The organism is Niallia sp. FSL W8-0954, from assembly GCF_038005605.1.
Taxonomy (GTDB): Bacteria; Bacillota; Bacilli; order Bacillales; family Cytobacillaceae; genus Niallia; species Niallia circulans_A.
The window spans coordinates 657,769-676,114 of the sequence record NZ_JBBOTN010000001.1; the positions used below are offsets into that span (position 1 = coordinate 657,769).

General features: G+C 32.1%; 25 protein-coding genes. 17 read left to right on the forward strand and 8 right to left on the reverse strand.

The features are described from left to right. Positions 1-59: 59 nt before the first annotated feature. Positions 60-767: an aspartate/glutamate racemase family protein gene (locus NX902_RS03240; RefSeq protein WP_095333353.1), complete on the reverse strand. Its 708-nt coding sequence runs from the start codon at positions 765-767 to the stop codon at positions 60-62. A 114-nt stretch (positions 768-881) separates the two neighbouring features. Between NX902_RS03240 and pdxR the strand changes: the two genes are divergently transcribed. The 3 genes from pdxR (at position 882) to NX902_RS03255 (ending at position 3,785) form a co-directional block, all read left to right on the forward strand. Further along, positions 882-2,276: a MocR-like pyridoxine biosynthesis transcription factor PdxR gene (gene pdxR / locus NX902_RS03245; RefSeq protein WP_123258860.1), complete on the forward strand. Its 1,395-nt coding sequence runs from the start codon at positions 882-884 to the stop codon at positions 2,274-2,276. A gap of 102 nt (positions 2,277-2,378) precedes the next feature. Further along, positions 2,379-3,419, forward strand: a complete 1,041-nt coding sequence (locus tag NX902_RS03250) for a SepM family pheromone-processing serine protease (protein WP_163188353.1) — start codon at positions 2,379-2,381, stop codon at positions 3,417-3,419. Positions 3,420-3,596: 177 nt separating this feature from the next. Next, a complete protein-coding gene (locus NX902_RS03255; RefSeq protein ID WP_047941786.1) occupies positions 3,597-3,785 on the forward strand; it encodes a hypothetical protein in 189 nt (62 codons plus the stop codon). Between the two features lie 165 nt (positions 3,786-3,950). Here the strand turns inward: NX902_RS03255 and NX902_RS03260 are convergent, their stop codons facing one another. From NX902_RS03260 to NX902_RS03275, 4 genes are read right to left on the reverse strand one after another with little or no spacing between them, the layout of a single operon-like run. Then, positions 3,951-4,667 (reverse strand): LytTR family transcriptional regulator DNA-binding domain-containing protein, encoded by a 717-nt coding sequence (locus NX902_RS03260; protein ID WP_163188351.1) that lies wholly within the window; start codon positions 4,665-4,667, stop codon positions 3,951-3,953. 2 nt (positions 4,668-4,669) lie between these two features. Continuing rightward, entirely contained in the window at positions 4,670-4,807 is a 138-nt protein-coding gene (locus NX902_RS03265; RefSeq protein WP_095333342.1) for a cyclic lactone autoinducer peptide, read from the reverse strand. Beyond that, complete coding sequence (locus NX902_RS03270; RefSeq protein ID WP_163188349.1) at positions 4,804-5,421, reverse strand: accessory gene regulator B family protein; 618 nt, start codon at positions 5,419-5,421, stop codon at positions 4,804-4,806. The genes NX902_RS03265 and NX902_RS03270 overlap by 4 nt, the downstream gene beginning before the upstream one ends. A gap of 3 nt (positions 5,422-5,424) precedes the next feature. After that, entirely contained in the window at positions 5,425-6,690 is a 1,266-nt protein-coding gene (locus NX902_RS03275; RefSeq protein ID WP_163188347.1) for a GHKL domain-containing protein, read from the reverse strand. Positions 6,691-7,286: 596 nt separating this feature from the next. Here NX902_RS03275 and NX902_RS03280 point away from each other — a divergent pair. From NX902_RS03280 to NX902_RS03290, 3 genes are read left to right on the forward strand one after another with little or no spacing between them, the layout of a single operon-like run. Continuing rightward, positions 7,287-7,616, forward strand: a complete 330-nt coding sequence (locus NX902_RS03280) for a PadR family transcriptional regulator (RefSeq protein ID WP_047941782.1) — start codon at positions 7,287-7,289, stop codon at positions 7,614-7,616. Positions 7,617-7,620: 4 nt separating this feature from the next. Next, the gene (locus tag NX902_RS03285; protein WP_341160541.1) at positions 7,621-8,169 is read left to right on the forward strand and encodes an HAAS signaling domain-containing protein; all 549 of its coding nucleotides are present in this window, start codon (positions 7,621-7,623) and stop codon (positions 8,167-8,169) included. Continuing rightward, the gene (locus NX902_RS03290; RefSeq protein WP_163188343.1) at positions 8,166-8,786 is read left to right on the forward strand and encodes an NDxxF motif lipoprotein; all 621 of its coding nucleotides are present in this window, start codon (positions 8,166-8,168) and stop codon (positions 8,784-8,786) included. Before NX902_RS03285 ends, NX902_RS03290 begins: the two co-directional genes overlap by 4 nt. Positions 8,787-8,963: 177 nt before the next feature. Here the strand turns inward: NX902_RS03290 and istB are convergent, their stop codons facing one another. Together istB and istA are read right to left on the reverse strand one after the other, a co-directional pair. Beyond that, a complete protein-coding gene (istB, locus tag NX902_RS03295) occupies positions 8,964-9,683 on the reverse strand; it encodes an IS21-like element helper ATPase IstB (protein ID WP_036179323.1) in 720 nt (239 codons plus the stop codon). Continuing rightward, positions 9,680-11,185 (reverse strand): IS21 family transposase, encoded by a 1,506-nt coding sequence (gene istA / locus NX902_RS03300; RefSeq protein WP_171509407.1) that lies wholly within the window; start codon positions 11,183-11,185, stop codon positions 9,680-9,682. Before istA ends, istB begins: the two co-directional genes overlap by 4 nt. Before the next feature lie 367 nt (positions 11,186-11,552). Between istA and NX902_RS03305 the strand changes: the two genes are divergently transcribed. The 11 genes from NX902_RS03305 (at position 11,553) to NX902_RS03355 (ending at position 17,977) form a co-directional block, all read left to right on the forward strand. After that, positions 11,553-12,212 (forward strand): trypsin-like serine peptidase, encoded by a 660-nt coding sequence (locus NX902_RS03305; RefSeq protein WP_341160542.1) that lies wholly within the window; start codon positions 11,553-11,555, stop codon positions 12,210-12,212. Between the two features lie 21 nt (positions 12,213-12,233). After that, positions 12,234-12,371, forward strand: a complete 138-nt coding sequence (locus NX902_RS03310; RefSeq protein ID WP_123258863.1) for a class III lanthipeptide — start codon at positions 12,234-12,236, stop codon at positions 12,369-12,371. 62 nt (positions 12,372-12,433) lie between these two features. Continuing rightward, complete coding sequence (gene lanKC / locus NX902_RS03315) at positions 12,434-15,037, forward strand: class III lanthionine synthetase LanKC (protein ID WP_341160543.1); 2,604 nt, start codon at positions 12,434-12,436, stop codon at positions 15,035-15,037. A gap of 91 nt (positions 15,038-15,128) precedes the next feature. Next, complete coding sequence (locus tag NX902_RS03320; protein WP_341160544.1) at positions 15,129-15,251, forward strand: class III lanthipeptide; 123 nt, start codon at positions 15,129-15,131, stop codon at positions 15,249-15,251. A 37-nt stretch (positions 15,252-15,288) separates the two neighbouring features. After that, positions 15,289-15,408 carry a class III lanthipeptide gene (locus NX902_RS03325; RefSeq protein WP_201781392.1) on the forward strand — a complete coding sequence of 40 codons (120 nt, stop codon included), beginning with the start codon at positions 15,289-15,291 and terminating at the stop codon, positions 15,406-15,408. A gap of 37 nt (positions 15,409-15,445) precedes the next feature. Beyond that, a complete protein-coding gene (locus tag NX902_RS03330) occupies positions 15,446-15,565 on the forward strand; it encodes a class III lanthipeptide (protein ID WP_201781392.1) in 120 nt (39 codons plus the stop codon). Between the two features lie 34 nt (positions 15,566-15,599). Continuing rightward, positions 15,600-15,719, forward strand: coding sequence for a class III lanthipeptide (locus NX902_RS03335; protein WP_201781390.1), 120 nt, complete (start codon positions 15,600-15,602; stop codon positions 15,717-15,719). Positions 15,720-15,755: 36 nt separating this feature from the next. Continuing rightward, on the forward strand, positions 15,756-15,875 hold the full coding sequence (locus NX902_RS03340; protein ID WP_341160545.1) for a class III lanthipeptide: 120 nt from the start codon (positions 15,756-15,758) through the stop codon (positions 15,873-15,875). A gap of 36 nt (positions 15,876-15,911) precedes the next feature. Next, a complete protein-coding gene (locus tag NX902_RS03345) occupies positions 15,912-16,031 on the forward strand; it encodes a class III lanthipeptide (RefSeq protein WP_201781390.1) in 120 nt (39 codons plus the stop codon). A gap of 36 nt (positions 16,032-16,067) precedes the next feature. Further along, positions 16,068-16,187 (forward strand): class III lanthipeptide, encoded by a 120-nt coding sequence (locus NX902_RS03350; RefSeq protein WP_201781388.1) that lies wholly within the window; start codon positions 16,068-16,070, stop codon positions 16,185-16,187. Between the two features lie 80 nt (positions 16,188-16,267). After that, positions 16,268-17,977, forward strand: a complete 1,710-nt coding sequence (locus NX902_RS03355) for an ABC transporter ATP-binding protein (protein ID WP_341160546.1) — start codon at positions 16,268-16,270, stop codon at positions 17,975-17,977. Between the two features lie 130 nt (positions 17,978-18,107). Here NX902_RS03355 and NX902_RS03360 read toward each other — a convergent pair whose 3' ends face one another. Next, positions 18,108-18,287 (reverse strand): hypothetical protein, encoded by a 180-nt coding sequence (locus NX902_RS03360; protein ID WP_341160547.1) that lies wholly within the window; start codon positions 18,285-18,287, stop codon positions 18,108-18,110. Between the last annotated feature and the right edge of the window lie 59 nt (positions 18,288-18,346).

Consider the following 18,346-nt stretch of genomic DNA (forward strand, 5'->3'; position numbering starts at 1 on the left):
CCCTAGTTCGATAGTAACGATATAGATTGTTTGCCTATGGCTAAGGAAAAGAAAGTTTTTTACTTTAAAACAAAGTTTTGACCGAGTGCATAGGAAACGGCTGCTTTAGCATGTAAAAAAGTTGTATCAAATAATGGAATAGAACTGTCTTCTTGTTTTATAAGTAAGGGAATCTCGGTACATCCTAAGATTATCCCTTCAGCGCCTTGAGCTTGAAGTTTCTCTATAATACGCAAATAGATAGCCTTTGATTCTGGGAGAATTATCCCTTTGCATAGTTCATCAAATATAATTTGATGAACTGCTTCTCTATCCTCTTTGTCAGGAATAATGGTTTCAATTTCTTGCTGAAAAAGTGCGTCTTTATAAAAAGACTGCTCCATTGTAAACATCGTTCCTAATAAGCCGACCTTTTTTAAGGCAGTTTTTTTTATTTCATTTCCAGTAACATCTGCGATATGCAGCAGAGGAATATTGATAGCTGCTTGTACTTCTTTTGCCATTTTATGCATAGTATTGGTACAGATAATTACGATATCAGCACCGCCTGCTTCCAATGTTTTCGCGGCATTTATCATTAATACAGTGGCCTCATTCCAATGTCCAGCTTTTTGCAGAGCAACAATTTCTTCAAAGTCAAAGGAATATAGAAGCGATTTAGCAGAGTGTAATCCACCCATTTGTTCTTTTACGAATGTATTTATATAGCGATAATAATCAGCTGTTGATTCCCAGCTTAACCCGCCAATTAGTCCAATTGTTTTCATTGTGTACTCCTTTATCTCCATTTTTTCACATCATAACATGGTATACTGGTATAGAGTAGAGCCAGTAATTATATACTTTTATAGTACCAGTTTGTCTTTTTAGGAGGATTCTGCATGATCTTTATTACGATTGACCGATCCCATTCTATTTCTTTAACACAGCAAATTTATGAACAAGTTCGTAATGGAATATTGGAAAAGCGATTAAAAGAGGGGGATAGGCTGGCTTCTTCAAGAGAATTAGCAAACTCAATTGGAGTTTCGCGAAATATTGTACTGGAGGCGTATGAGCGTTTAATTGCAGAAGGATATTTAGAAGTGAAACCAAAATCTGGAACCTTTGTAGCAAGTGGGACTTCTCTGTCGTTTACAGAGAATACAAGAAGGAAAGAAACTCCTAAAAAAAGCGATGCAAATAAAAAGATGTACATTGATTTTAAAGCAGGGAATCCAGCAATCGATTATTTTCCAAGGAAGAAATGGGCACAATTGACAAAGGAAATTTGTTTGCATTCCCCTGAAGCAGTCTTTGGATATGGAGAAGCCTCGGGAATGAAAGAATTAAAGAATGCTCTTGTTGACTATTTAAAAAGAGTTAGAGGGGTACAATGCAGTGCAGAGCAAATTTTTATTACATCTGGCGCTACACAAGGATTGAAGCTAATCACAGAAATGCTTGGGAAAGGAAATAAAACGATAGCAGTTGAGGATCCTGTAACAGATGAAATGAGAAATATTTTTACTTTTAGCAATGGACAAATCATTCCTGTTCCTGTAGATGAAAATGGGATCGATCCAAAGGAATTACCGACGCAATCGCCAAGCTTTGTTTTTGTTATTCCTTCCCATCAATTTCCTTTAGGTGGTATTCTTTCTATTCAAAGAAGGCTGCAATTAATCGAGTATGCGAAAAAGATGGATTGCTATATTGTAGAAGATGATTATGATAGCGAATTTACCTATGAAGGGGCTCCAGTACCATCTATCCAAGGAATTGCACCTAACCGCGTTATATATGTAGGCACATTTAGCAAAATTCTTTCACCAGGTTTACGGATTGGATATGTCATTTTACCAGAGGAATTAATAAGTGATTTTGAACAAATTAAGTGGTTTTCAGACAGACATACTTCCTCCCTCGAACAATTAGTATTAGCCCGTTTTATCAGGGAAGGCTATCTAGATCGGCATGTTCGCAAAATGAAAAAAATATATAAAGAAAAACGAGAACGGTTAGTCTTAGCTATTCAGCAAAATTTTAAACATGCTACCATCATTGGTAAATCGGCAGGAATGCATTTAGTTGTGGAAATTCCAGATACAGATTTTCATTCCACATTCATACATAAAATCGAGGAATATGGAGTAAAGGTATATCCGATTGAACAGTATAGTTTAGTTAAAGGAAAGCATAAGAGTAGAATTGTAATGGGCTATGGGGGATTATCTCTCGAACAGATTGAAAAAGGGGTGCAATTATTGCGAGAAATTCTTGAGAGAGATAAATAGCCTTTTTAATGGAAAAACTATCTGAAATTCATTCTTTTTTAATATGATGTATGTAAATATAGTTTATATAAGTAAAATTAATATCCTAAGGAGTATGTAGATATGAATAAATCAAGAAAAAGCATCTTTTCAAAAAAGTGGTTAGCCATACTTTTTGGGGTACTCATTATTCTCTTATTTATTCCGACCCCATATTATTTAAATCAACCAGGATCGATTGAAGCACTTGCATCAAAAGTGACGGTAGAGGATGGTACGAAGTCGGAAAAGGGAAGTCTCAATCTAACAACTGTTTATTCGATTAAAGTAAATAATCCCTATATTTACCTATACGGATTGGTCGCACCACATACGGAAATCCGAAAAGAAGAAGAAGTTAAAGGGAATTTAAGTGATGAGGAGTACAACAAACTGATGCTTCATATGATGGCTACATCGAAGCAAAATGCGATTGTTGCCAGTCTGCATGCAGCAGGGAAAAAAGTAGAGTTTACTTATAACGGTATTTTCGTTGCACAAGTATTAGATAACTCTAAGGCAAAATCAATTATTCAAGTTGGAGATATTATCAAAAAAGTGGATGGAAAGTCGTTTACAAAAAGCGAGAAGTTAATTGCTTATTTAAAGGAAAAGCAAGCAGGAGATATAGTCCATCTTGAATTTTTACATGGCAAGGAAAAGAAAGAAGCAGATGTAGAAGTAATTGAATTAGACAAAAGGACAGGGCAGGTGGGCATTGGGATTGCTCCAGAAGATAATATGACTATCCACCCTTCTGTTGATGTAGAAATTAATAGTGAAAATATCGGAGGTCCTTCCGCTGGATTTATGTTTTCATTAGAAGTCTATAATCAAATTGTCAAAGAAGATTTAACAAGAGGCTACAAAATAGCCGGTACCGGAACGATGGATGCCGAAGGAAATGTGGGGCAAATCGGTGGAATCAAGCATAAAATCGTTGCGGCACATAAAGAAGATGTGGATATATTCTTCTATCCACGTGATATAACAGAATATGATACGAATGAAAAGGAAATTAAAGAGCAAGTAAAAGAAGAGGGATATACAGACATTAAGATCGTACCAGTAAGCACGCTGCAAGAAGCCATTGATTATTTAGAAAAACTTCCAGAGAAGAAATAAATTTATGGTTAAGCGAAGTCTCCTTACATAGTAGGGAGACTTTTCTTTTTATAAGAAAGGAGACAGGGAGATTCCTGTAAAATTCTAGCGTTTAGAAAAGCCTGAAATGGGAAAGTTATATATAAGAAATGAAAAGCACGTATAGTCGGTAAAACGGCATTTATAAGGAGGTTCACGATGTCAGAATTTTTCAGTGGTTTTTTTAATATTCTTTATGGAGCTTTCGGAGTTCCTCTACTTTTAATCGTTCTCATTATTCTTGTTATCGTTGTTTCACAAAGAAGACGAAAAAAGAAAATGAAGCAAGAAGACTGGATGGGGCATTCGTCAGTAGAGAAAATCGAAAAAGATAATAAGAAGAAGTAGCAATAGCATTTTCCTTCCTTTAGATGAAGTAAATTTGGCCATAAATTCAAGTATAAGAAGAACCTGAACAAGTATCCATTTTTACAATCTGGATACTTGTTCAGGTTTTGTAGGTTGTTTCTTAAAGTTTGTTGCCAAAAAAGGCTGTTATCAATATCAATAAAGCTAGAAACTGAACTCACTGAATATTAAATCTTTAAGACCTTTTATCCGATGTTTGCTCACTGGTAAACTTTCTTTAGAGTCAATTAGAACCAGATTATATGAATTCATAAATTCATCTTTTTGAATTTTTTTAACTCTTTCTAGGTTGACTAAATAGGATTTATGGATACGGTAAAATCCGTGCTTTGCTAATTTTGCTTCAAGAATTTCAAGTTTCTCGTTACTTTCAATAAGTTCTCCGGTTGTAAGATGTATTGTGGTTTTTCGAATAGTTTTACCAATAAAGTTGATCTCATCCTTTTTAATTAATAAGTAACCAGTTGATGTCTTAACCCCTACCCGAAGGTCGTCTTTATTTACATAATTAACTCGAGTTAGTGTTTGGAATAATCTAAATACATCAACAGGCTTTACTATATAATCTAAGGGATAAAAATTATATGCATCCAATGCAAAGGATTTGTGATTACTGATGAAAACAATTTTTATATTTTTGTAATACTGATTGATATGTTCTGCTAGTTTAAATCCAGATTGAGATGCAATTTCTATATCTAATAATGCAATATCTACTTTATTCTCACTTAAAAAAATTGGAAGAGAATCACCATTTGTAGAGGTATATACTAAATTATATGGTGATTCTTTGAAAATATCTTTATATAGTTCTAATTGTATCGGGTCATCGTCTATAGCTATGATACTTAATTTAGACATTTTTATTTAGAATCATTCTTTTGGTCTTTACTAGGAAGCTCAGGTTCGTATGTAAACCAGTACGATGCTAGAGTACCCTTTGAGGCCATAAAACCAACCTTACCTATAATTTTTGCTAGTACTTTCGTAAATAAGTTCATAAATAATCCACCTTTCTTGTAGTTTTTTTATCTAACCAATCGGTCATGTCATGATGCCATTTTGTAAGTGAAATCGATTGGAAGAGAACAGATAGCCAAATACTTGAGATAATACTTGATTTATCTATAGGTGACAATATCGTGAGGATGAACAGTGTTGTAATAAAAAATAATGAAATATGTTTGAATAACATTTTCTTATTGTTATTAAATAAAGCTCTAGTTTTATGTAAGACAGGAGCTTTTTTATTATAAATAAACATAGAAATTAAATAAATTATAAGGACAGCGATCATATTAAGAGCTAGAAAATGCTTGGTTGCTATCGAAAGTATAAGGATTAAAATAGTACTGTAGACCACACATTTTAAATAACTTTTAAAGTGTGCTCCTCCACCAAAAGTTCTTAGAAAAGCTCCTGTAAAAAGAGATACGGTGGCTTCAATAAAAACTCCAAATAAAGCCGATAGTATTAGAATAACTGAAATTTGAATAGTTAATGAGATTATCCACTCTAGTCCGTATCGTATATACTCTTTATTATCTTTGTATTCTGGGGCATGTTTGATAACAAAATTAGTTACTTCATTACTAATTATATTAGGATTAACCATAAATTATTTCCTTTCTTTAGGTGGTATGAGGACAAACATACTTAAAGTTCGATTATTAAGTTCTGGATATATGTATCCGTTATATCTCTCTAAAGTCATCATAATATTGCTTAGTCCTAATCCATTTTCATAAGTAGTTTTTGTACTATAACCATCTTGAAATATGTTTTCCAAATCTAGCAGCTCTGGATTCACTTCATTTAACACTTCGACTATTAAATACTGATTTTTGTAAAATTTAATGACTATTTCTCTAGAAGCTGTTTCGTTTGATTTTATAAATTCATATGCATTAGAAATTAAGTTTCCGATAACATTGTTAAATTCATAAACTGGCATAGGAATGAGTTCAAATGTATCGGAGATAAAAATATTAAAATTAATACCGTCTTTTTTTAAAACCTGTTTGTATTGAATAAGTAAACCGGCTATTGACATGTAATGTAAAGGTAGAGTTTCAGAAGTTGTCTGAAACTCTTCCGTGAGTTCACTCAGATAAGCTTTTAAATCATTTATTCTATTTAGATGGACTAGAGAATTGATAGTGTTAAGTTGAAAGATAAAGTCATGCCTTTGTGCTCGTATACTTCTTAGATAGAATTTAGCACTTTTCTCTTGCTCAGTTAATAATTTCTTTTCTGCTTTAATAGTGTTTAGATAAACTAAGTACCTTGTAAGGTAAATAAATGCAATACTTGAGGTAATTATTAAATAAGCAGAGGTAATCGATATACCGTCATCTTGAATGACTTTAATTACAATTAACATGAATAACACAACACATAGGGGGAAAATCCACCAAAACTTTGGGGGCTTAGCTTGAGAAATGTCCTGGTTAGGTATAAGACTCCTCCTAAATGCTCTTAGAAATAATAATAGTAGAGTTAATAATGAACCGTTAACTAATCCAGAGATAAATCGTATTTGATTAAATGTTGAAGAGCCTGCAAAAAGTAGATCAAAAATAATAATATTTATCAATTGTACAATCAAAAGAAGAGTCATACTTAATAATAGGGATAATATTGAAAAAGTGAATTTCACTTTATAGAGCTTGGATATAAAAATAGCTAGAATTACTACAGCTAAAGGCAATTTAATAAAGGGATAACTTAGTGATAGTGTTAAAAATATGGCTGTTCCTAGACTTATAGAAAATAAATAAAGTATCTGTATTTTACTAAAATGAAATTTATTTAATAATTGTAGGGTTATTAAAAGCATTGGGATTGTTTCAAACAGAGCTCCAAAAAAATCAATAAAAATCAAGGTCTTCTTACACTCCTATAATTAAGTATAAAAAAGTTGGAAAATTTAAAAATCAAATAACGAAAGTATTCGAGCCTATTTTTATGATGATTCAAACAATTAAGCGTTACCCATTTTAAATATACCCTTTTATGTACTGTAAATGTCCTAATATGCAGCTTTTTATCCCTTTTATAATTTTCGAGGTATTTATAAACCTGTTTCATTTTATAATGGAAAATATAGGATAAAAGGGTGGTGGTTTAAATACTAAAATACATTTCTATTTATTACTGAATAAAGAAATTTAAAAATGTAAGGAACAAATAACCTCTGAAAAAAGGTTGTATGGATTGGATTTATTTTCCTATTCCTTAAATAACAATGTAACATCAAATTTAAAATAAATCAATTTTTTTACACAAATAGTAAATAATGTTCTCGGATACTCGATGACCTTATGTAAATATATTAGTACTGTTATAATCCATATGATTCCAAGGAATTAATTGCTGATAATTAATTCTTAATATTCTGATATTAGGATACAGTGTTAAGTTTAGTACCTTTTAATACACAGATAGTATTAAATAAATTATAAACGCTGGTGATAAATTATGAATGCACAGTTTAAAAAAGGTGTACTAGAATTAATAGTCTTAATAATAATAAACAAAGAGGATGAATACGGTTATTCACTAATAAAGAAGATCTCGAATAAGATCGTTATATCGGAAGGTACTGTTTATCCGATTTTAAGAAGATTAGTTAAAGAAAAGTATGTCACGACATATCATGAAGAATCAAAAGAAGGACCATTTAGGAAATACTACAGAATTACAAAGGAAGGTATAGCTAAACTTGAATCCTTAAAGATGGAATGGAATGAGTTTTTCTTAACAATAAATCGTTTTGTCGAGGAGAATGATAAACTTGAACAAAAATAATTTTTTGAAACTACTCAAAAATAGTTTGAAGTTTATGTCTGAAAAAGAAAAGAAAGATATATTAGAAGAGTATAGCATGCATTTTACGGAGGGATTAAGTGAAAATAAAAGTGAAGAGGAAATTTCTAAAGAATTAGGAAATCCTGAAGAAATCGCTAAGGAATTAAACGCTGTTTATGCGATTAATAAGGTCGAAGAAAAGAAAAGTATAAGAAGTATGCTTACAGCAATGATGTCCATTATGGGTTTAAGTTTAATGAATTGCATTATTATAATAGTGAGTTTATTCTTTATGTTATTATTAACTCCATTTATATTGGCTTATGTCATTGGTGTGCCTATAATGATCCTATCTCCCATTATTTTAATCGTAATGGGGTTTGTAGATGGTTCTACCATTGGAATTGGGGAAATTCTCGAGTCTATAAAAGGAGTTATTATAGGAGCTATTTTAGCCATCCTAGGGTATTATATTGGGAAGTCATTTATTAAATTATTTATTAAATATCTAAAATGGAACGCATCAATAGCAAGGGGGAAAAATGGATTATGAAAAAAATTTTTTTAAGTATCCTATTTCTCTTTATATTAAGCGCGTGTTCAAATGAAGAAAATATTGGCACCTCTGAAAACCAAATACCCGATACAAAGAATGTAGAAATCCCTAGTATTATTTTTTCTTCTGACAAACAAAACAGTGTAATTGATGAAAAGGAAATGAAATCAAGTATAAAAACGTACCTAGACACTTATGAAGCATTACAGCTTGCTAGCTATCCATTTCAAGAAATGATCGATGAAGAAAAGGAATTGACTAAAAGTGAATTGGAGAAATTAGACCAAATTTACAGACTAACAAAAGAAAATGATGAAAATTTCTCTAATTATATTTCACAAAATACATTACCTGAAGGATATCTAGAGGAGTCTGAAAGAATTAGTAGATATATTACAGGTGTAAATGAGATTATTTACGAAATAGATACAATGCTTAATCAACTTACAGACGACATCGAGAAAGAAGTTATTCCGACAGTAAACTTTGATTCAATAAATAAAAAAAGTGATGTAGTGAATGGAAGAGAACAGAAAAAAATAGAAGAGTTTCTTGAGAGGAAGAATATTGATACTAAAGCATTCGGGAAGAATTCACAAGGAAAAACAGAATAACTTTATAGATATAAAAAAAGGTGTACCGAATTTATTTTTAGGTACATCTTTTTTTGCATGAGAAGTATTCTAGCTTAAGATTAACCTCGATATTTATACGGTAATTCCAAAGGTGTATTTGGCAAGCAAAAAATGCATAAAACGGCAATCAAAAATGTAACCACTTGCCAACGAAATTTAATTCTGAATAATTGACTCCTTATAACGATAACTATCGCCTTTAAATACAATCAAATGCGAATGATGGATGAGTCGATCAATTACTGCCTCCGTTAATATTGGATCCCCAAAAACGTGATTCCATTGACCGAATTGAAGGTTTGTCGTGATTATGATGCTTTTGGTTTCATAACACATCGAAATAACCTGAAACAATAATTCAGCCCCTTGTTTGTGAAGAGGAATGTAACCTAACTCATCCAAAATCAAAAGATCCAATTTCTCTATTTGCTTAAAAAGCTTATTGAGATTACCTTTTTCATTTGCTTCTAATAATCGATTAACTAATGATGCCGCTGTATAGAATTTAACAGCTTTGCCATACCTTTGTATGGCATTCAATCCAATTAACGTAGCTAAATAGGTTTTACCTGCACCTACACCCCCATAGAAAATTAGATTTTCTTGCTGCTCCATGAATACTCCATTTAATAGGTCTTCACTACTTAGTCCTGCTGTTAGGACAATGTCCTTCCAATCAAAAGGTTTCCCATTGACTTTAGGTAAGCTTGCTTGTGTAAGTAAAAGATTTGTTTTTCGTTCTTCTCGTTGCTCAATTTCTTTTTCAAAAAGCTTCAGTAAATACTCTTCATTTGATGTGGCTTCTATCTCTTGATAATGTTCTCTAATCCAACTTAATTTCAATCGTTTAGCGAATTCTTGAATCTGCGTACTCAATTTATTTCAGCTCCTTTTAGAAGCTGATTATAATGCTGTAGACCTCTAGTAGCCTCCGGCATAATAGGCAATGACTTTTGGAGATGTACTTCTTCGCGTATCCCTCGACCATTAATTAGTTGGTAGAATACTTGTTTAATTGATTCAACCGAAGGATGACCATGCTCTGATGCAATCTTCAGCGCTTCAGTAATTTTACTAAAATCATAATCTTTCATCACTGTACCTAATAACTTCAGGGCTTCTGATTTTTCAGAGGAAGTACATGAATTAAAATATGTTTGCCATTCTTGTGGTAACTGCTCATAGAAACTAGTATATTTAAGTGCCATAGGACGTTTGGCCATTAGATTTAAGTATGGCTGCCAATTAATCGATTTTCTATATTGACCATAGAGTCGAGGATGGCTAACGACTAGTTGATAATCATCTGTAAGAATATCAATTGAATTATATGAAATACGAATTAGAACCTTATTTAAAGCGTATCTTGGTGAAGTAGAATATAGATTTTTTTCTACTTTAATATAACCGTACTTATCGGCTTTCACTGTTTCGTATCTGATGCATTGGTATTCCTTACTTGGTAAAACCAAAAAGGCTTTCCGATCCTCTTCAAACAGCTGGGATATGAAAGATTCCTTTTCATAATGTTTTCTCTCACGATCTTTCTCAGCTTTTTCCCACAACGTCTTATTAAGTTCGTCTAAATTCAGTACGTGGAGACCAGGCAATAAATAATTGTTTCTCACATATTTCACCATTGCTTCCACATGACCCTTTTCATTCCCACTATTAGGATTACAAAATTCACTTTCGAACCCATAGTGTAGAACGAAGTTCTGAAATTCCTCTGTTAACTGCCGTTCGCCATTTGGCAATACCTTCTTTACGGCAGCTGAAAGATTATCGAATCTAATTGTTCTTGGAACACCACCCATATGGTGAAAAATACGCTTTAATCCTTCTAAAAAACACTCTTTGTTTTGAGCGGGGAATACCTGAAAATAAAATGAATTACTATATGGATAAGAAAGAACCAGATAGGGTAGAGTTATCTGTTCCCCTTGATATTTAAACGGAGCTTCTCCAAAATCCACTTGAGCTGACCCAGGTTTGCTCTCTAGTGATAACGCTGCTTGATTCGCTTCATTTAATAGTTCTTTTTTTCGATGGGATATGTAGTTTCTTACTGTTCGATCAGAACCCTTAAAATCAAACTCCTCTTTTAATTGCTCCCAAATTCTCTTTGCAGTTCTACGGAATTTTCTCTTTTGTTTAAAATCTTCTATTAACCATTCATCTACTATATGTTTAATAGGATCCATCACTGGAGATGGTCTGTCTTGTTTGATATTTTCTACAGGACTAAAATCATCCTGTTCTGCATACTTCTTAACAGTTCTACGATCTCTTCCTATTCTTTGTGCAATCTCCGAATAGTTACTGTCTTTTATGTTTACCTCATGTCTGATATAATTAATTTCGGCCACTGCCAACATCTCCTTAATACCTCCTGCGCTTGTTTGTCCCAACAGGAAGTGTATGTGTATTTTGGAATGTTGACAAGTGGTTTTTTAATTTGTGCAGGGCCTACGGCCCTATTGCACAAATTTAATGCCATACCCTACATTTTTATGATGCCATAAACATTCCAAAGGGAAATGCGTGTAATGTCCGGGTTTTTTTAGATGTTCTAGGAAGTGTGCTGCTGGGACCCAGTCAAGTTATTTCTTATTTAGTATTATACATAGAATGATATTATCCTTAAAACATTACTATGAAAATAAAATATTGAATCTCTTATATTTTGGTAGTATTGTTTTTTTATACCAGTCAAAGGAATGAAGAATAATGTTTAAATTATCTATGGATGAAAATCAAATAATGAACACAGGAATATTGAAAATAAAACAAAATAAAACCAAATTTATAAGTAACGCTTCACTAGTTATGGGATTGAAATATCCATTAGTTTGTACTGCTGCACATTGTGTTTTTGATTGGTATAAGCAAACAAATGCAAATGAGATCACCTTTATAACTTATGATAACCAAGAATATGAAGTGGAGGAAATCTACGTCAGTAAGGAGTGGGTTAAAAATGGAATAGTAGATTATGATACTGCTTTTCTCACTTTAAAAGAACCACCTTTAGAAATAGACAATATAATTAAGCCTATATTTAATAACACCTCGAAAAAACAGCATGCATTAATACCTTACATACAGAAAAAATTTCTCCGGAAGAACAAAATCGAAATAATAAAAAACATAACTTTTGAGGACTATATACACAATTCATCCTTGTTAGGAGTAAAAGGGAAAGCGGGAGTAGGTAGCTCAGGCAGCCCTTGGATACTAGAAAAAGATCGTGATTATTTCCAATTTTCAAATACAAGTTTATCTTTTAATAGTGTTAAAGATATAGTTTGGGGCCCTTATTGGGGGGAACACATAGAAAATTTATATCTACATGCAAATAAAAAAGGGAACAACTTAGAAAGTATTAAAACCTATAAATTATAAAACTAGAAAGGAGGTGGGACTATGTCTAGAACGGATGTTTTATCTTTGCAAAGTTTAAGATATAAAAAGAACGATGAGCCGCCAATTGGCTCAAATGTTAGCGTTAACTGCAAAACACATAGTGGATTAAGCCTTTTTTTCTGTGTAGTTCCTAGATAAGAAATTCAAAAAATTAAGCACAAATTAACTTGGTTAATTTGTGCTTATAATGAGGTGAACTAATGGATAATAGATATATAAAGTACATAAATGAAGGCTATTATTATAATGTTGCTAGTGAAAACAATCAAAGATTGCTTCATTTAGACTGCCCACCAGATAACTACATAGTAATTGACGGAGAACATTGGATAAATGTTTTGGAAAGAAACATTAAACTACCTAATCAGGGCTGGAAGATTCATATTAGTACGAACATGAAAGAGGCGCAAACAACTTTAGATATTGTATCTAAGTTAATGATAGAAAGAAATATATCATTTAAGTACGTTAAAAGTATTACAGAGCTACTAATGAAAGATTCCAAATATGGCGATAGAGGTTCTTCAGGAAAATTTATAACAATATATCCTGTAAATACTAATCAATTTATCGAGTTATTAAGTTTACTAGAGAATAGCTTATCTCATTTAAAACCTGGTCCGTATATACTAAATGATAAAAGATGGTATGAGTCTAACGTCTATTTTAGATACGGTGCCTTCGCTCCAAGATTTACATTTATAGATGGAGTAAAAGTCGATGCAATAGAAAATTTACAGGGGGAACTTATTGAAGATAAAAGGGTTCCTTACTATTATCTGCCTGACTTTGTAAAAGAGCCTCCAGAAATTATAGCCATGGATAAAGCAATGGATCAAAATGATACTTATTCACCCCTTGAAAATTATGATATTAAAGAGGCTCTACATTTTAGTAATGGCGGTGGAGTTTATATCTGCGAGAATAAATTAAAAAACAATACAAAGGTCATTCTAAAAGAGGGAAGGCCTCATGCTGCGGTAGATGCACAAGGGCGTGATGCATTTTCTAGGATTGTAAATGAAAGTGAGATACTGGATAAATTAGAAAAAACAACATTCCCAGTTAAAAAAATAAGTTCCTTTCGTGCGTGGGAGCATTATTTCATCGAAGAAGAGTATATCGAAGGCGATTCACTGTCTGAGTGGCTAGTTAAGAACTATCCTTTCAGCTCTTCCCTAAAAAATGAGTCTTACACTGAAGCATGTATAAATATTATTAATCAACTTATTGAGGCTATACATGAAATTCATGAGCATAATGTAGGAATGGGCGATTTACAGCCTGCAAATGTTATAGTCACTCCCGAAGAGAAAGTAAGATTAATAGACTTTGAAACAGCAAGCACAACAAATGATTCTCTTTCAGGATTAATGACTCCTGGTTATATAGGCCATCAAGAAATGAATAAAGAACAAAGTGATTGGTTTGCATTACTAAGGATCGCAAAACAGTTATTTGTACCAATTGGAAGTGTTCAAGATATTTCCTGGAATTTAGATACCATTCATAGTAAATGGGTGCAGGTTGTATTTGGAGAAAAAGCGGCTAAAATAATTGACAAAGTTAAATCGCTGTGTGACTTCTATCAATCACGTCCTATGGACGAGTTATTGAGTACAAATGGACAGTTAAAACAAGATTTTGATTTATCAATCTTAAAATTAAAATTACGTAATTCCATTTTAAAAGACGTTAAAATGGAAGATAGACTCTTACCGGGAGATATTCGTCAATATGAAATGGAAGCAGGAATAATAAATGTATTGACCGGTGGCTTTGGTACGGCAATGGCTTTACATAGAACCGGTGGAATAAATCAAACAGTTAAAGATTGGATTGAAAAACAAGAAATCAATCAATTACTTCATTTAGAAAATGGCTTATTTACTGGAAAAATGGGGATAGCTGCAGTTTTATGGGAATTAGGTTATCAAGAGAAGGCAAAAGCCCTATTTGATTCAGACATTGATATTAAAAACATGGAAGATATTTCTCTTGCAGCAGGTTTAAGCGGGATTGGATTGGCATACTTAGGATTTAGCTACGAATATGATAATCCTAGATACTTAGATATTTGTCTCTCTATTGGAGAAATATTAATAGATAAATTAAATTCTAATGCTCCTATCATTACTTTTGATTACGACGTGGTTGATAAGGGAGTCATGACAAGTTGGTCAGGAGTTTCCCTGTATTTTACTGCATTATATAAAAAAACAAAGGATCAAAAGTGGCTGGAATTATCAGAAAAGGCATTAGAAAAGGACTTAAAGCTAGGGGTATTTGATGATGATGGCTTGTATCATATAGATGATGATTTTAGGATATTACCATATCTCGCTGGTGGAGGAAGTGGACTGGCTATTCCTATAGTTGAATTAGAGCTGAATGCAGACATAAAGAAATGGGATAAGGAAATCGATGGAATTTGCAAAATTTCGAAAAGTAAATGTTTTTACAATGCTGGATTATTTCAAGGAACTACTGGTATTTTAGCTATTGCAAATCTCTTAGAGTTATATACCCATAAAAACAGTTTAGTCAGCTCTGCTTTATTTACTCTTAATCTGCACTTATTAGAGAATGATGACTGTATATTTGTCCCTGGTGATTCATGCTTTAGACTTTCTGGCGATATCATGTCTGGTTCTGCTGGATTACTGTTAGTAATAAACGATATTTTAGAGAATAGAAACTACTCCTGGTTACCAATACTCAACTTAGAAAAGGTATTTAATTCTTCCATCTTAATAGGGGGAAATTCGCAAAGGAAGGTAGAACTATCCTTCTCTGGTAATTAATTGACTCTCATGATGTAAAATATATCATTTTATGTAAATAACAGGATTCAAACATGATGAGGAAAATTATTTATTATAGGAGGTGATAAAAATGAAAAACGTTCTTGGTTTACAAAAAATAGATAAAAAAGAACGGAAAAATGGAGAAGTAATAAAGTCATCTGTAAGTTTAGGCTGTTCTCCATCAAGTAATACTAGCTGGTTCTTTTGTTAATTCTTAAAAAATACTATTAAGAAAGAAGGAATGAGGAATGAACAAGGTATTATCATTACAAAAACAAGCTGTATCAAAAGACGTACAACTAAAAGCAAAGTCACTTGCGAGTATTCAATGTAAAGGAAGTAGCAACGCAAGCTGGTTCTTTTGTTAATTCTAAAAAAATACTATTAAGAAAGAAGGAATGAAAAATGAACAAAGTATTGTCATTACAAAAACAAGCTGTATCAAAAGACGTACAACTAAAAGCAAAATCACTTGCGAGTATTCAATGTAAAGGAAGTAGCAACGCAAGCTGGTTCTTCTGCTAATCTTAAAAATACTATTAGAAAGAAGGAATGAGAAATGAACAAAGTATTATCTTTACAAAAAGAAGCAATATCAAAAGATGTACAACTAAAAGCAAAATCCTCTAAAAGCGTTCAATGTAAAGGAAGTAGTCATGCAAGCTGGTTCTTCTGTTAATTCTTAAAAAATACTATTTGAAAGAAGGAATGAGAAATGAACAAGGTATTATCTTTACAAAAAGAAGCTGTATCAAAAGATGTACAACTAAAAGCAAAATCCTCTAAAAGCGTTCAATGTAAAGGAAGTAGTCATGCAAGCTGGTTCTTCTGTTAATTCTTAAAAAATACTATTAGAAAGAAGGAATGAGAAATGAACAAAGTATTATCTTTACAAAAAGAAGCAATATCAAAAGATGTACAACTAAAAGCAAAATCCTCTAAAAGCGTTCAATGTAAAGGAAGTAGTCATGCAAGCTGGTTCTTCTGTTAATTCTTAAAAAAACTATTAAGAAAGAAGGAATGAGAAATGAACAAAGTATTATCTTTACAAAAAGAAGTTATTTCAAAAGATGTACAACTAAAAGCAAAATCGCTAGCAAGTATTCAATGTAAAGGAAGCAGCAACGCAAGCTGGTTCTTCTGTTAAGACTAGTAAATGATTTCTGTAAAGACAATAAAGTTTGGTTAATCAAGCTTTATTGTCTTAATTAATGAGGTGAATCTTAATTGAATGCGTATAAAATGCTCCTATTAGCAATTAATGATACAAAGAAGAAATTACTTTTGGTCACAATTATAATTGCATCTATTTTATTTACAGCAGCAACTTTATTTTTCCCACTTTTGGTAAAGGATATTGTTGATGAATTTTCAATGAATGAGATTAGCCTATGGATGGTTGGAGGTTTAGTTTTATTCTTAGTAATAAAATCTATAATTGAAGCAGTTAATCAGTACATAATATCTAAATTTGGTAACATGGTAATTCGTGATTTGCAAAAAAATATATACAATAAGGTTATTTATTTTAAAGTTGATTTTTTTGATGATTACCACAGCGGAGAATTATCAAGTAGAATCGTAAATGATACAGAAATTGTTAAAGATTTAATCACATATCACATCCCTAAATTAGTTACGGGAATTATAATGATACTTGGTGGATTAGCATTAACAATTATTCTAGATTGGAAACTAACGGTTGTGGTACTAATAATTGCTCCATTTATATTTGGGATTATATTTCCTCTAATGAGGAAAATGGAGAACACTGGGGATAGACAACAAAAGGAAACTTCTGTTTTTATTTCAAAAACGCAAGAGACTTTTAAAAATATAAAGATGGTGAAGGCCTCAACGGCTGAAAAACAGGAAAAATCATTAATGTATAAGTGTATTGATAGATTATACAATGCCAACTTATACGAAAGTAAAGTTTTTGCTATAGTAGCACCTTTAGTGAATTTTTTACTTATTCTAGGCTTATTAATAGTGGTAGGGTATGGAGTATATAGAATCTCAGTAGGAACATTAACTATAAGTACATTAGTTGCGTTTGTAATCTATGCATTTCAAATGATGACCCCAATGAGTTCCATTAGTGGATTTATTGGAGAGTACCATAAAGCTAATGGTGCAATTAAAAGTTTAAATAACATAATGAATAATAATGAAGTAGAATTTACTGGTAATATCGAGTATAAATTTCTACATGAATTATCCTTTAATCAAATTACTTTTGGGTACAAAGATAAACCTATGCTTAGTGATATCAGCTTTACTATTAAACGAGGAGAGTCTCTAACGATTGTTGGTCCTTCAGGATCTGGGAAAACAACTTTAATTAATCTATTGGAGAAGTTTTATCACCCAGAAAGTGGTTCAATAACAATAGACAATATCAATATCAGTCATTTGAACACATATGAACTTCGAAAAAACATTGGTATAGTGAGCCAAGGTTCCTCCTTAATTAGCGGTACCATTTTAGATAATTTGCTATATGGGCTTGATGAGGACCAAATTGATGAATCAAAAATAAGAGAGGCCTTAAAATATGCGAATTTACAAGAGTTTGTTGATAGACAGAAGGACAAACTTAATACGAATATAGGGGAGAGTGGCGACAAATTATCAGGGGGAGAAAAACAAAGATTAAATATAGCTAGGCTATTTTTGAAAAACCCGGATATAATTTTATTGGATGAACCTACCTCAAACTTAGATATTGAATCTAGAAATTTAGTATTGGAATCAATAAACAAACTTACTAAAGATAAAACAGTGATTAAAGTAACTCATAACCTAGAAGAAGTAAAACCAGGTGACAATGTATTATTCATTGAAGATGGGGAAATTGTATGCGAAGGTTCCCATGAAAGAATGAGTGAGATGAATAAAAGATATAAAGAGTTTATTTCTACAGCCGCGGTGTAGTTTTAGGATTACAGTAAGTAGATTAAATGTTTATCTACTTACTGTTTTTTAGTGTTGATTTTATGCTAATTCCAACATTTTTTCCGCGATTTATTCTTCCCTTTATCTTAAGTAATTTCTTGCTCATTCCTTAAACTTCTAAGGGGGTGCTCATCTGCCATACCCCCTGTCCATTCCAATGGATCAATATAGAAAAATCTTCTTCATAAGCAGAGTTACTATCGGAGTCTTTTTTCTCCTTAAGTCGTAATCCCCATAACCAACGATAATCTTCATGATGTCTAGACAAATCACCGCCATTCACTTCCATAAGTTAGTTTCCAGAGAATAATTTCTTATTTGATTGGGGAGTTTCTTCTACTTGGAGAT